The organism is Streptomyces roseirectus, assembly GCF_014489635.1.
In the GTDB taxonomy this organism is placed as follows: Bacteria; Actinomycetota; Actinomycetes; order Streptomycetales; family Streptomycetaceae; genus Streptomyces; species Streptomyces roseirectus.
In genome coordinates this window covers 8769431-8782032 of the sequence record NZ_CP060828.1, presented here as the reverse complement: position 1 = coordinate 8782032, position 12602 = coordinate 8769431, and the positions used below count along the sequence as shown (strand labels likewise).

Below are 12602 nucleotides of genomic sequence, written 5' to 3'. Positions count from 1 at the left end.
CAGGTCGTGGCCTGACGACGCCGGGGCCTGCCCGGAGGCAGGCTGTGAGCTGCGGGAAGGTCCGTTTTCACAGGGATGGGCGGACCGCGCAGCGCGGCAAGGCGCTGAGCCCGACCTACGTCATGAAGGCAGAGTTGTGCTCCATTTCGACAACCATCAGACCGGGCTCCCGGGCGGCAGCCGATGAGCGCCATCGCGCGGTGGTGCTTCCGCCACCGGTTCATCGTCATCGGCGGCTGGCTGCTCCTCGTCGCGATCCTGGCGGGCGGCATGCGGGCCGCGGGCGGCGCGGCCTTCTCGGAGGAGTACACCCTCCCCGGCACCGAATCGACCAAGGCCCTCGAACTGATGGAGAGTCAGTTCAAGCGGACCTCCGGCGACTCGGGCACGATCGTGCTGCACGCGACCAGCGGCAAGGTCACCGACCCGGCCGTCAAGGCCGACGTGGACCGGATGCTGGCCGAGGTCGCCGAGGTGCCCGAGGTCGGCGCGGTGACCAGCCCGTTCGACCCGCAGGGCGCGGCGCAGATCAGCCGTGACGGCGAGACCGCCTACGCGTCGGTCACCTTCACCAAGCAGCGCCAGAACCTGGACACCGACAACATCCAGAAGGTCGTCGACCTGGGCTCGGAGCTGCGCAGCGACAGTCTGCGGGTGGAGTTCGGGGGTTCGGCCATCGGGGAGCTGGACAAGCCCTCGACGTCGAGCAGCGAGCTGATCGGCCTGCTGGCCGCTGCGATCGTCATGCTGTTCGCGTTCGGGTCGTTCGTGGCGATGGCCATTCCGCTGATCGCCGCGGTCCTGGCGCTGGGCGGCGCGATCTTCTCGATCGACCTGCTCACCCATGCGATGAGCGTCCCCAGCACCGCCCCGATCATCGCCGCGTTCATCGGACTCGGCGTCGGCATCGACTACGCGCTGTTCGTCGTCGCCCGCTACCGCAACGGCATCCGGGCCGGACTCAGTCCGGAAGAGGCGACCGTGACGGCGATGAACACCTCCGGGCGGGCGGTCATCTTCGCCGGCGGTACGGTCGCGGTCGCGATGCTCGGCCTGCTCATGCTCGGGTTCGGCATCCTGTCCGGGATCGGTCTGTCGGCGGCGATCATGGTGGTGTTCGCCGTCGCGGTCGCCGTGACCCTGCTGCCGGCCCTGTTCGGGCTGTTCAGGATGCGGGTGCTCAGCCGCCGCCAGCGCGCCCAGCTGGCGAACGAGGGCCCGAGCGAGGCGCAGATCTCCCACGGCTGGGAGCGCTGGGCCGGGTTCGTGCAGAAGCGGCCGGTGTCGCTGACGGTCATGGCGACCGTGGCCATGCTGGTGCTGGTGATCCCGTTCTTCTCGATGCGGCTGGGGTCCTCCGACGCCGGCAACAACGCGTCCGACACCACCACGCGGCAGGCGTACGACCTGCTCGCCGACGGCTTCGGTCCCGGGCACAACGGTCCGCTGCAGCTCGTGGCGGAGGTGCCGTCGCCGCAGGCCGCGACCGACTTCACCGAGCTCGGGCGGGCGATCGAGTCCGTTCCCGGAGTGGCGTCCGTGCGGGTCCCGCCGGCCGCGCCCGGCGCGACGGTGCAGGTCATGCAGGTCATCCCGACGACGTCCCCGCAGTCGGAACAGACGTCGAAGCTCATCGACACGCTGCGCGACCGGGTGATCCCCGAGCACGAGGAGGCCGGGCTCTCCGTCCATGTCGGCGGGCAGACGGCCGTACACAAGGACTTCGCGGCCGCGCTGAGCGGGAAGATGCCGCTGTTCGTGACCATCGTCGTCCTCCTTGGCTGTCTGCTGCTGATGCTCGCGTTCCGCAGTGTGCTGATCCCGCTGACCGCGGCGGTGATGAACCTGCTGTCGGCCGGTGCCGGGTTCGGCATCGTGGTCGCGGTGTTCCAGTGGGGCTGGGGCTCGTCCGCCCTGGGGGCGGGTGCGGCCGGGCCGGTGGAGTCGTTCCTGCCACCGATGATGCTGGCCGTCCTGTTCGGGCTGTCGATGGACTACGAGGTGTTCCTGGTCAGCCGCATCCACGAGGAGTGGCTGCGCACCGGTGACAACAACTTCGCCGTCCGGCGCGGCCAGGCCATCACGGGGCAGATCATCACGGCCGTCGCGATCATCATGATCTGCGTGTTCACGGCCTTCGTGTTCATGGGCATGCGCATCATCGCCGAGTTCGGGCTCGGGGTGGCCGTGGCCATCCTGCTGGACGCCCTGATCGTGCGGACGATCCTCGTCCCGGCGGCGATGCAGTTGTTCGGGAAGTGGAACTGGTACCTGCCCAAGTGGCTCGACCGGATCCTGCCCCACGTGTCCGTCGAGGGCCCGCCCGACGCCCCGACCGCCCCGGGCCGGCTGCACGCCCTGACCCCGGCCGACGACGACCGCAGTCCGGTCCCCGGCAAACACGGCGGCTAACGCCGGTGCTATCCCGCCCGTCGCGTCCACGACTGCGAGCCTGTTTCGCCGGGCTCTGCGTCGCGGGCGCGGCGGGCCTCGTCATGGTCCACGGGACGACGGCGTGGACGCAGGACACGCTGCTGTCGACGTCGGGTTTCGTAGCGGCCCTCGCGCCGCTGCCCACCGATCCGGCGGCGGAGCGGCAGATCGAGGACCAGGTGGAGCGTCAGCTGGCCGAGGCGGTGGACCGGGTTCCCGGGGCCGTCTCCCCCGTCCTCGGCGCCGTGCGGGTCCGGCGCATGGTGGCCGAGGCCGCTCCGGCGGTCGTGGACAGTGCCGCCTTCCGGTGGGCCTGGAGGGCGGCACTGCGCACGAGCCACGCCGAGCTGGTGGGGATCCTGCGGGACGACGCCTCGTTCGTGGACCTGACGCCCGGCGGGCTCGACCTCACCGTGCGCCTCGCCGTGGACCGGCTGGGCGAGCAGGCGGGGCTGCCCGGCCCGCTGGTGTCGGTGCTGCCCGGCGAGCTGGACCTGTCCTTCCGGCTGGTCGAGAACGACGCGATGCACCGCGGCGAGCAGGCGGTGCGGGTGACGGACACGCTGTCGCGGGTGCTGCTGCCCGCCGCCGTCGCGCTCGGGGTCGCGGGGCTGTTCCTGGCCCGGCGCCGTTTCCGTGCCCTGGCGGTGGCGCTCGCGGCCGTCGCCTGCGCGGTCGGCGCGGCCCGGCTGCTCCTCGCGGTGGCCCAGGCGTCCGCGCCGCCGCGCCCGGCCGTCGCGGACGTGGCCGTCCGCCGGCTCGTGGAGCCGCTGGCGGACGGTTTCGTCACGGTCATGGCGGTCAGCGCGGTCGCGTGCGCGGCGCTCGTCGCGGCCGGGGTCGTCCGAGCCCGCCGGGCCGGTGTCGTCCGGGCCCGGCGGGACGGGGAAGCTACCGGGTGGTGAGCGTGTCGACGTGGCTCGTGGTGTGCGTCGCGGCGCGGAACTCGGGCGAGTCGATCAGGTCCGCGAGGAAGCCGGCCGTCGTGTGCATGCCCGCACCGCGTACCGTCGTCTCGCCGAGGGCCCGGCGCATCCGGGCGATCGCGGTGTCCCGGTCGGGGGCCCAGGCGATGATCTTCGCGATCATCGAGTCGTACTCCGGGGCGATCTTGCAGCCGGGGAAGGCGTGGGTGTCGACCCGGACGAACGGGCCCGCGGGAAGGCTCAGTTCGGTGATGGTGCCAGGGGTCGGGGCGAAGCCGCGCCGGGGGTCCTCGGCGTTGATGCGGCACTCGATCGCCGTGCCGTTCAGGACGACGTCCTGCTGGCGCAGGCGCAGGGGTTCGCCCGCCGCGATGCGGACCTGCTCGGCGACGAGGTCGATGCCGGTGACCATCTCCGTCACCGGATGTTCCACCTGGATGCGGCAGTTGACCTCCATGAAGTAGAACTCGTCGAGGTCGCCCGCGCACTCGACCAGGAACTCGAAGGTCCCCGCGCCCTGGTAGCCGGCGGCCCGCGCGCCGGTGACCGCCGCTTCGCGGATCCGGGCGACGAGGCCGGCGGGCAGCGCCGGGGCCGGCGACTCCTCGATGAGCTTCTGGTGGCGGCGCTGCATGGAGCAGTCGCGTTCCCCGAGGTGGACGACGTTGCCGTGCTGGTCGGCGAGGATCTGCACCTCGACGTGGCGGGCGCGGCGCAGGTAGCGCTCCGCGTAGACGCGGGCGTCGCCGAACAGGGTCGCGGCGGTGGCCTGCGTGGTGCGGAAGACCTCCGCGAGCGTCCCGGCGTCCCAGGCCACCCCCATGCCCCGGCCGCCTCCCCCGGCCGCCGCCTTGATCAGCAGCGGGAAGCCGACACGTTCGGCGAGGTCGAGGGCGGCGGGCAGGTCGAGGGGTTCGGTGGCGCCGGGCAGCAGGGGAAGTCCGTTGCGGGACATGAGCCGGCGTGCGCTCACCTTGCTGCCCAGTTCGGCCATGACCTCGGGCGGCGGGCCGATGAGGGTGATCCCGGCCGCCCGGCAGGCGTCGGCGAAGTCGGCGTCCTCGGAGAGGAAGCCGTAGCCGGGGTGGACGGCCTGCGCGCCGGTGTTCAGGGCGGCCTGGAGGATCACCGCGGCGTTCAGGTAGCTCTGTCTGGCCGGCGGCGGCCCGATACAGACCGTCTCGTCGGCCAGCCGCGCCGGCAGGGTGTCCGCGTCGCGGGAGGAGTGGGCGAGGACGCTGCGGATGCCGAGTTCCTTGCAGGCGCGGATCTCCCGCAGCGCGATCTCGCCCCGGTTGGCGATGAGGATCGTGTCGAACATGGTCAGCTCACCGGGCCGAGCGCGAACAGGGGCTGGCCGTACTCGACGGACTGCCCGTCCTCGGCCAGCACCTCGGTGATCACCGCGTCGCGGTCGGCCTCGACGGGGATCATCAGCTTCATCACCTCGATGATCGCCACCTGCTGACCGGGCTTCACCTGCTCCCCCACCCGCACGAACGGTTCGGCCCCCGGTTCGGGGCTGCGGTAGAACGTGCCGACGGTGGACGAGGTGACGCTCGCCCAGGCGGGCGGCGGGCCGCCGTCGCCGGAGGTGGCGGTGTCCGGGCTGAGGACGTGCACGGGAGCCGGCGCCGCCTGTACGGCCTGCGGCGCGGGGGCGGCCGGGCCGGCCGGGGGCGCGGCCCAGTCGAGTTCCATCTCGACGCCCTGGACCCGCACCCGCAGCCGGGCCGGTGCCCCGGGGAGTTCGGCGAGCAGGTCGACGACGGCGTCCCGGACCCGTTCCAGCAGTTCGCTCTCCTCGCCTCCGACGGCGGTGTCGCCGTCGGAGGCGGGCCTGAGGGAGGTCACGACGCCGTCCGTTCCGCCGCGAGGCCGGCGTACGGCGCCGACGTCACGTACTCGGCGCCGTAGCGGGCGAAGCGGGCGTGGCGGTCGGTGCGCAGTTTGTCGCCGCTCAGCCCGTCGAGGTCGTCGAGGCTGGAACGGATCGCGAGGGCGAGGCGGCGGGCGGCGGCCGTGGGGTCGGCGTCCACGCCGCCGTCCGGTTCCCGCAGGACGCCGTCCACGATGCCGAGTTCCAGCAGGTCGCGGGAGCGCAGCCTGAGGGCCGCCGCCGCGCGGCCCGCCTGGGCCGGGTCCTGCCACAGGATCGCCGAGCACCCCTCGGGGCTGATCACGGAGTAGATGGCGTCCTGCCACATCAGGACCCGGTTGGCGACGGCCAGGGCGAGCGCGCCGCCGCTGCCGCCCTCGCCGGTGACCACCGCGACCACCGGGACCGGCAGGTCCGCCATGAGCTTCAGGTTCTCCGCGATCGCGATGGCCTGCCCCTGTTCCTCGGCCTGCTTGCCGGGGAACGCGCCGGGGGTGTCGATCAGCGTGATCACCGGGAGGCCCAGTTTCGCGGCGAGCCGCATCAGGCGGGCCGCCTTGCGGTACCCGGCCGGGCTCGGCATGCCGAAGTTGCGGCGGGCCAGCTCGGCCGGGTCGTGCCCTTTCTGGTGGCCGATCAGCACGACGGACCGGCCGTGCAGCCGTCCCAGTCCGCCGACGACGGCCGGGCACTCGCCGGAGATCCGGTCGCCCGCCAGCTCGCGGAACTCCTCCAGCAGCAGGGCCGCGTAGTCGAGGGTGGTGGGCCTGCTGATCCGCCGCGCGCGCCGGACCACGCCGTGCGGATCGTCGTGGGCGAGCCGCGCCGGGTCGCGGACGACGATCTCGTCCGCCCGCTCGGCGTCGCCCGTGGGCGGCTGCGGGTGCCGGGGGCGCGCGGCGCGCAGCAGCTTCCCCAGCTCCGTGCGGTGGCTCTCGCGCGGGGCGATGAAGTCGATGAACCCGCGTTCCAGCAGGAACTCCGCCGTCTGGAAGTTCGCCGGCAGGGTTTCCTTGATGGTCTGTTCGACGACCCTGCGGCCGGCGAACCCGAGCCGGGCGCGCGGTTCGGCGATGGTGACGTCGCACAGGGTGGCGAAGGAGGCGGCGACCCCGCCGAACGTCGGGTCGGTGACCAGGGAGACCGTGAGCAGTCCGGCCTCGTCGAGCCGGGCGAGCATCGCGCTCGTCTTGGCCATCTGCATCAGGGACAGGGCGCCCTCCTGCATGCGGGCGCCTCCGGAGGCGGTGACCAGCAGCAGGGGTGCCCGGCATTCGAGCGCGACCTCGCCGGTCCTGGTGATGATCTCGCCGACGACCGAGCCGAGGCTGCCGCCGAGGAACCGGAAGTCCATGCAGGCGACCACCACCGGGCTTCCGTCGATCTCGCCGACGGCGCTCACCACGGCCTCGGGCAGTCCCGTCCTGGTCCTGGCGTCGGCCAGCCGGCGAGGGTAGGGCTTGCTGTCGGTGAAGTCGAGGGGGTCCGCGGGGGCCACCGAGAAGGGCAGGAGGTCGAGCGTGCCCTCATCCAGCAGCAGGTTGAGGCGTTCCCACGCGGTGAGCGCGCCGTGGTGGCCGCACTCCGGGCAGCACCGGAGGTTTCGCAGCCAGCGTTTCCCGTAGACCATCGTCGTGCAGCCGGGGCACCTCACCCACTCCGGGACCGTTTCGGCCGGGAGGGTGGCGGGGTACGCCACGTCGTCTGATTCCAGGATTCCGCTCATGTCGAGGGAGCCGCCTCCAGCAGGTGCAGGTAGGAGTTCACGGGCCGCATGCTCACCACGCGCAGGTCGGCTTTCCTGACCACGGCCGTGATGGTGTCGGTCGTGTGTTTCCTGCCGTCGGAGTTCAGCAGGAACAGAAGATCGGTGCCGGTGGTGAATTTGATCTCGGGGCTGCCGTCGATCATGTTGGTGATGATGAAGAAACGGCTGTCGGGCCGGCCGGCACGGGCGGCGTTCCGCAGGGCGGTCACCGATTTGTCGTCGGCCCATTCGAGAATGTTCTTGAACAGGTAGGCGTCGGCCTGTACGGGAATCTCCTCCAGGCAGCTCCCGCCGACGACGCGGGCGCGGTCGGCGAGTTCCCCGCCGGCGCGCAGCCGGCCGTCGGCCTCGGCGACGACGGGCGGAAGGTCGAAGAGGACGCCGCTGAGGTGCGGGTTCTTCTCCAGCAGGGTCGCCAGGGTGAAGCCGTGCCCGCCGGCGACGTCGACGAGGGTGCCGACCTCGCTCAGGTCGAGCGCGGCGGCGACGGCGTGGGTGGCGAGCCTGCTCAGTTCGGTCTGCGCCTTGTTGAAGACGTCCGCGGACTGCGGCCACATGCGGTGCAGGTAGGAGAAGAAGTCCGTGCCGTACTTCTCCTCGAAGCCGCCGCGGCCGTTGCGCACGGCGTCTTCGAGGTGCGGCCACAGTTCCCAGGTCCAGGGCTCGGTGACCCACAGGGTGTAGTACTTGAGGCTGTTGGGGTCGTCCTCCCTGAGCAGCCGGGACGTCGCGGTGTGCGCGTATCCCTCCTCGGTCTGGGTGAAGACGCCGTGCTGGGCCAGTGCGCGCAGCAGCCGGCCCAGCATCTCGGTGTCGGCGCCGATCGCCGCGGCGAGTTCCGCCGGTGTCCTCGGCCGGTCGCCGAGTGCTTCGGCGACGCCGATGCGTACGGCGGCCCGAAGCGCCGCCGCCCCCGCGGCGCTGAGTGCGAGTTCCCGCACCCCGATGACCGCACCGTGATCGGTGATGTCCTTTTCCTGGATCGTCATCGCCTGCTCCGTTCGCAACCTCGATTGTCGGCCTGCGCAAGGTCAATGATTGAGGGCCCCGGCTCAAGAACCGGTCGAGAAATCTTTGAACGATTCGCGGGCGCGCACTCGATTCCTCAAGGCGGCCTCGACATCAATTCAAGGCAAGCGTCTGACGATGGGGTAACAAACCCCGGCACGATCTCTCACGATCGACTTGGAGAGCAGATGGCAGAGGAACTCGCCCGCGCGGCCCTTGTCACGGGTGCTACGAGCGGGATCGGACTGGCCACGGCGAACCGGCTGGCCCGCACCGGGCACAGGGTGTTCATCTGCAGCCGTGACGGTGCTGCGGTCAAGGACACGGTGGAGGGGATGCGGCAGGACGGCCACGAGGTCGACGGCACGGCGTGCGACGTGACCGACGTCGCGCAGATCGAGCAGCTGGTGGCCGCCGCGACCGAGCGCTACGGGCCGATCTCGGTCCTGGTCAACAACGCCGGCCGCAGCGGTGGGGGCCCGACCGCCCAGATACCGGACGAGCTGTGGCACGACGTGGTCAACACCAACCTGAACAGCGTCTTCCTGATGACCAAGCGGGTCCTGACGGACGGCGGGATGCTCGGCCTGGACCGCGGGCGCATCGTCAACATCGCCTCGACCGGCGGCAAGCAGGGCGTCGTCCTGGGGGCTCCCTACTCCGCGTCGAAGCACGGTGTCGTCGGTTTCACCAAGGCGCTCGGCCTGGAGCTGGCGAAGACGGGGATCACCGTCAACGCGGTGTGCCCCGGCTATGTGGAGACCGCGATGGCGCAGCGCGTGCGCGAGATCTACGCGGGTATCTGGGACATCACCGAGGACGAGGTGCTGACCAGGTTCAACACGAAGATCCCCATGGGCCGTTACGTCGACCCGGAGGAGGTCGCCGCGATGGTCGGTTACCTGGTCAGCGACGAGGCGGCCGTGGTGACGGCCCAGGCGATGAACGTGTGCGGCGGGCTGGGCAACTACTAGCCGCCGGCCGCCCTGGTCCGGGTGCGGGCCAGGGCGGCGCGGGTCTGTCACCGAGGGAGGTGCGGGGGTTCACGCGCGACCGGACAGGACGGCGCTCAGGTCGGCGCGGGCGGCCTCCTCGTCGAGGGCGGGGTCCCCGTCGAGCACGGCGTGATGGAGTCGTTGCAGGCGGGGGGAGGGTTCGAGGCCCAGTTCGTCTCTCATCCACTTGTGGAAGCTCCGGTACTTCTCCAGTGCCTTGCCCCGGTGGCCGGAGCGGTAGAGCGCCAGCATGTAGAGGGCGTGCAGGTTCTCGTTGTCGTCGTAGCGCGCGGTCAGGGAGGCGAGTTCGCTGAGCGACTGGCGGTGGCGCCCGCGCCGCAGCTCGATCTCCAGGCGGCACTCCACGACCGTCAGACGGGACTGTTCGAGCCGGGCGACCTCGGGCTCCAGCATCCGTCCCACCTCGACGTCGGCGAGCGCGTTGCCCCGCCACAGCGCCAGCGCCTGGCCGAAGATTCCGGCGGCGTTCTCGTCGTCGCCCTCTTCGAAGGCGCCCATTCCGGCCTGTTCCAGTGACCTGAATCTGTAGAGGTCGAAGTTGGCGTCGCGCAGCACGAGCGTATAGCCGCCGTTTCGGGTGAGGAGAACATCTCTGGCGACCTTTCCGACGGGAATTTGAAGAGCCTGCGACAGCAGCTTGCGTACCTGTACCACGTAGGTCTGTAATGTGGTCTGTACGCTCCTGGGCGGCCGTGTGTCCCAGATCTCGCTGATGAGTGAGTCAGTCGACACGACCCGGCCCTCGTTCAACAGCAGGAGTGAGATGAGTTGTTTTGGTTTGCGCGCCGATGGCGTTGCGTCGCGATTGTGTTCCGTCAACGCCAACGGCCCGAGTATCCGAACGTCCATCAATGGCTCCTGATCTCGTACGGAATTGAACCTTTCTGGCAGAACAGGAGGAGCAGCCGGCCGCAGGTGCGGCCACGATGACCGATACAGCGAGGACCGCCAACACTGCACCCCCGCCGTAGGTCTTGGCGACCCCCCGTTTTCTTTTCAGTCAACTTTGCATGAAGATCCCTTTTTCCCTGTCACTGCCCGTATACGTTCGCCGGAAAGATCGGGAAAACGGCGCTGTCGCGGACCGGTCCTTCCCGACTGGTGGGGACCGGACAGGCGGCCACCTCGCGGTCGCCGCCTGTCCGACCAGCCCACCGCCCCCGTGTGGTTGAGCAACGAACGATTTACGGTTCTTCTCCGCCCCGGACATCAGTCACGCGCCGAGCCCCTGAATGCCGTGCTTTCACTGTGGCCGGCGGGTGGGATGTTGACGTTGCAGCGGAACACGTTCTGCGGGTCATGCACCGCTTTGAGTGCCGTCAGCCGGTCAAAAGCGGCTGGTTCGTAACATTGCCGGGTCTGCTCGTGGGCCCTCTCGTCGCCCTGCACGAAGTTGGGCGAGCGGCCGAGGGTCCAGGGCGCCGCGGCGCCCGTCACGCCGTGGGCGACGTCGTGGGCCGCGTCGCGGCCGGGCCCCTGCGGGAGGGTCACCACGCGCAGCACGTGCGAGGCGCCGCGGTGGCCCACCGCGTTCGCCTCCTCGGGCTGCTTGGCGAGCGCCGCGCCCAGGTGGTTGACCTGCACCACCGCGAAGACCCCGGTGCCGGGGCCGACCAGGTCGAGGACGGCGTCCGGGAGCGCCGGGGCGAACTCGGCGAGCATCGCGTTGGCGCAGTAGAAGTTCCGGGGCTGCTTCGGTTCGTTGTGGATGGTCCCGGAGGCGGTGAAGGGCATCTCGCCGAGGGTGTCCACCAGCCGCGGCCCCAGCGCCCGCAGCGGCGCGACCAGCCGCTCCCCGCTGTCGGCCGTGCCGAGGTGGGCGATCCGGACGTGGGCGAGGTGCCGGCCGCGCAGCGGCGGGGGCACGCCGGGCACGTCCGGCATCGGGATCAGCCCGATGCTGGACGACATCGAGTCCGGGACCGTCGCCGTCCACTCCCGGTAGGCCCTGAAGACCGCCGGCAGGTGCTCGGTGTCGAAGTACAGGCCGCCGCCGTACATCCGCTCGACGGGGAACAGGGCGAACTCGAGCCCGGTCACCACGCCGAAGTTCCCGCCGCCGCCGCGCAGCGCCCAGAACAGGTCCTCGCCGGGGGTCACGGTCCGGCTCTCGCCGTCGGCGGTGACCAGGTCGACCCGGCGCACGTGGTCGGCCGCGTAGCCGAACGTGCGGCTCAGCAGCCCGAGTCCGCCGCTGAGCGTGTAGCCGACGACGCCGACGTCGGGCGAGGAACCGCTCAGCGGCGCCAGCCCGTGCTCCCAGGCGGCCTCGATCACGTGCTCCCAGCGGGCCCCCGCCGCCACCCACGCGGTGCGCGAGGCGGGGTCGACGCGGACCTCGGTCATCCGTGACGTGTCGATGAGGACGCCGCCGTCGCTGGGGACGTTCAGGCCGTGCCCGGTGGCCTGGACGGCGACCGTGAGGCCCTGCTGTGCGGCGCGCCGGACCGCGAGCCGGACATCGGCCGGCCCGTCGGCCTGGACGATCACCGACGGCCGGTGCAGGTAGGAGCGCTGGACGCCGCTGCGGGCCGCGTCGTAACCGGCGTCGCCGGGGCCGAGCGCGACCCCGCCGAGGCCGGCGAGCAGCGGCTGCGAGGTTGTCATGTGCCGCTCCCCGGTGCCGCTTCGGCCACGAGGTCGTCGCGGGTGACGGTGCGGTGGCGCACCCGCAGCCCGCCCTCGGAGGTGATCAGTTCGTCGCGCATGACGGTGCTCGTGGTCAGGGTCGTGACGCCGTCGACGGTGTCGAAGACCGGGACGTAGCACGTGGTGCGCAGGACGCCGTCCGCGAGGGGGTCGATGATGACGTTGAACACGAAGTGCCGTCGGATGGCGCCCTTCTCGTCGAGCCGGGCCACGGCCGCGCTGCCGAGTTCGGTCAGCGCGCTCCTGCCCTCGACGGGGTCCGGCAGGCCGTTGGAGACGAAGACGCCGTCGTCGGTGAAGGTGTCCACCCAGGTGTCGATGTCGCCGTCGTCCAGGGCCTGCATCTGCATCGCGTAGAACTGGTCGACGCGGGAGCAGACCTCGGCCGACGCGGCCTGGTCACTGAAGGTAACTGTCTGATCCATGGCTCCTTCTCTCATCCCAGGGGAACGCTGTGGGCGGCCGTGTCGAGGCGGCCGAGGTCGTCCCGTTCTATTTCGCGGGAGATGACCCGCCAGGTGGTGCCGTGCCTGCGCAGGACGTCGGAGATGAAGGCGGCGGACTGGAGGCAGGCGCCCCGCGCGGCGTCGACGACCAGGAAGAGGCCGTAGAACCGGGAGACGACCAGTCCGTCGTGGTGGGTGAAGGTGAATCCCTGCACGCAGTGGCGGCGCTGGATTCCCTTCTCGTGGAAGGAGGCGTCCAGTTTCCAGACCTCGGGCGCGAATTCGGATTTGGGGACCGTCGCGCCGCCGCCGAGCACCTTGGTCGTGATGGTGGCGTCGTCGTCGAAGACCGCCAGCCACTCCTGGGTGAAGCCCCGGTCGCGGGCGTCCAGTTGGTCCAGGTAGAACCTTCTCAGCTCGTAGTAGGTCTCCGGGGACACCGTGGTTCCCCGGTGCGAGTCGATCGGCATCGTCATC

General features: G+C 71.0%; 11 protein-coding genes. 3 read left to right on the top strand and 8 right to left on the bottom strand.

The features are described from left to right. The first annotated feature begins 183 nt into the window (after positions 1-183). Entirely contained in the window at positions 184-2412 is a 2229-nt protein-coding gene (locus IAG44_RS38040; RefSeq protein WP_187751610.1) for an MMPL family transporter, read from the top strand. An 83-nt stretch (positions 2413-2495) separates the two neighbouring features. After that, complete coding sequence (locus IAG44_RS38035) at positions 2496-3338, top strand: hypothetical protein (protein ID WP_187751609.1); 843 nt, start codon at positions 2496-2498, stop codon at positions 3336-3338. On the opposite strand, the gene IAG44_RS38030 is transcribed toward IAG44_RS38035, so the two are convergent. The 4 genes from IAG44_RS38030 to IAG44_RS38015 are packed head-to-tail and all read right to left on the bottom strand — an operon-like array spanning position 3325 to position 7995. After that, positions 3325-4680, bottom strand: coding sequence for an acetyl-CoA carboxylase biotin carboxylase subunit (locus IAG44_RS38030; RefSeq protein ID WP_187751608.1), 1356 nt, complete (start codon positions 4678-4680; stop codon positions 3325-3327). The genes IAG44_RS38035 and IAG44_RS38030 overlap by 14 nt on opposite strands. Positions 4681-4682: 2 nt before the next feature. Beyond that, positions 4683-5213 (bottom strand): acetyl-CoA carboxylase biotin carboxyl carrier protein, encoded by a 531-nt coding sequence (locus IAG44_RS38025; protein WP_187751607.1) that lies wholly within the window; start codon positions 5211-5213, stop codon positions 4683-4685. Continuing rightward, on the bottom strand, positions 5210-6964 hold the full coding sequence (gene accD / locus IAG44_RS38020; protein ID WP_187751606.1) for an acetyl-CoA carboxylase, carboxyltransferase subunit beta: 1755 nt from the start codon (positions 6962-6964) through the stop codon (positions 5210-5212). The genes IAG44_RS38025 and accD overlap by 4 nt, the downstream gene beginning before the upstream one ends. After that, entirely contained in the window at positions 6961-7995 is a 1035-nt protein-coding gene (locus IAG44_RS38015) for a methyltransferase (RefSeq protein ID WP_187751605.1), read from the bottom strand. Before IAG44_RS38015 ends, accD begins: the two co-directional genes overlap by 4 nt. 207 nt (positions 7996-8202) lie before the next feature. Between IAG44_RS38015 and fabG the strand changes: the two genes are divergently transcribed. Then, positions 8203-8988: a 3-oxoacyl-ACP reductase FabG gene (fabG, locus tag IAG44_RS38010; protein ID WP_187751604.1), complete on the top strand. Its 786-nt coding sequence runs from the start codon at positions 8203-8205 to the stop codon at positions 8986-8988. A 69-nt stretch (positions 8989-9057) separates the two neighbouring features. Here the strand turns inward: fabG and IAG44_RS38005 are convergent, their stop codons facing one another. The 4 genes from IAG44_RS38005 to IAG44_RS37990 all read right to left on the bottom strand — a co-directional run bounded on the left by IAG44_RS38005 (position 9058) and on the right by IAG44_RS37990 (position 12601). Next, positions 9058-9879: an AfsR/SARP family transcriptional regulator gene (locus tag IAG44_RS38005; RefSeq protein WP_187751603.1), complete on the bottom strand. Its 822-nt coding sequence runs from the start codon at positions 9877-9879 to the stop codon at positions 9058-9060. A gap of 360 nt (positions 9880-10239) precedes the next feature. Then, positions 10240-11637 carry an FAD-binding oxidoreductase gene (locus tag IAG44_RS38000; RefSeq protein ID WP_187751602.1) on the bottom strand — a complete coding sequence of 466 codons (1398 nt, stop codon included), beginning with the start codon at positions 11635-11637 and terminating at the stop codon, positions 10240-10242. Further along, on the bottom strand, positions 11634-12104 hold the full coding sequence (locus IAG44_RS37995) for a nuclear transport factor 2 family protein (protein ID WP_187751601.1): 471 nt from the start codon (positions 12102-12104) through the stop codon (positions 11634-11636). The genes IAG44_RS38000 and IAG44_RS37995 overlap by 4 nt, the downstream gene beginning before the upstream one ends. Before the next feature lie 11 nt (positions 12105-12115). Beyond that, a complete protein-coding gene (locus IAG44_RS37990; protein ID WP_187751600.1) occupies positions 12116-12601 on the bottom strand; it encodes a hypothetical protein in 486 nt (161 codons plus the stop codon). Position 12602 lies beyond the last annotated feature (1 nt).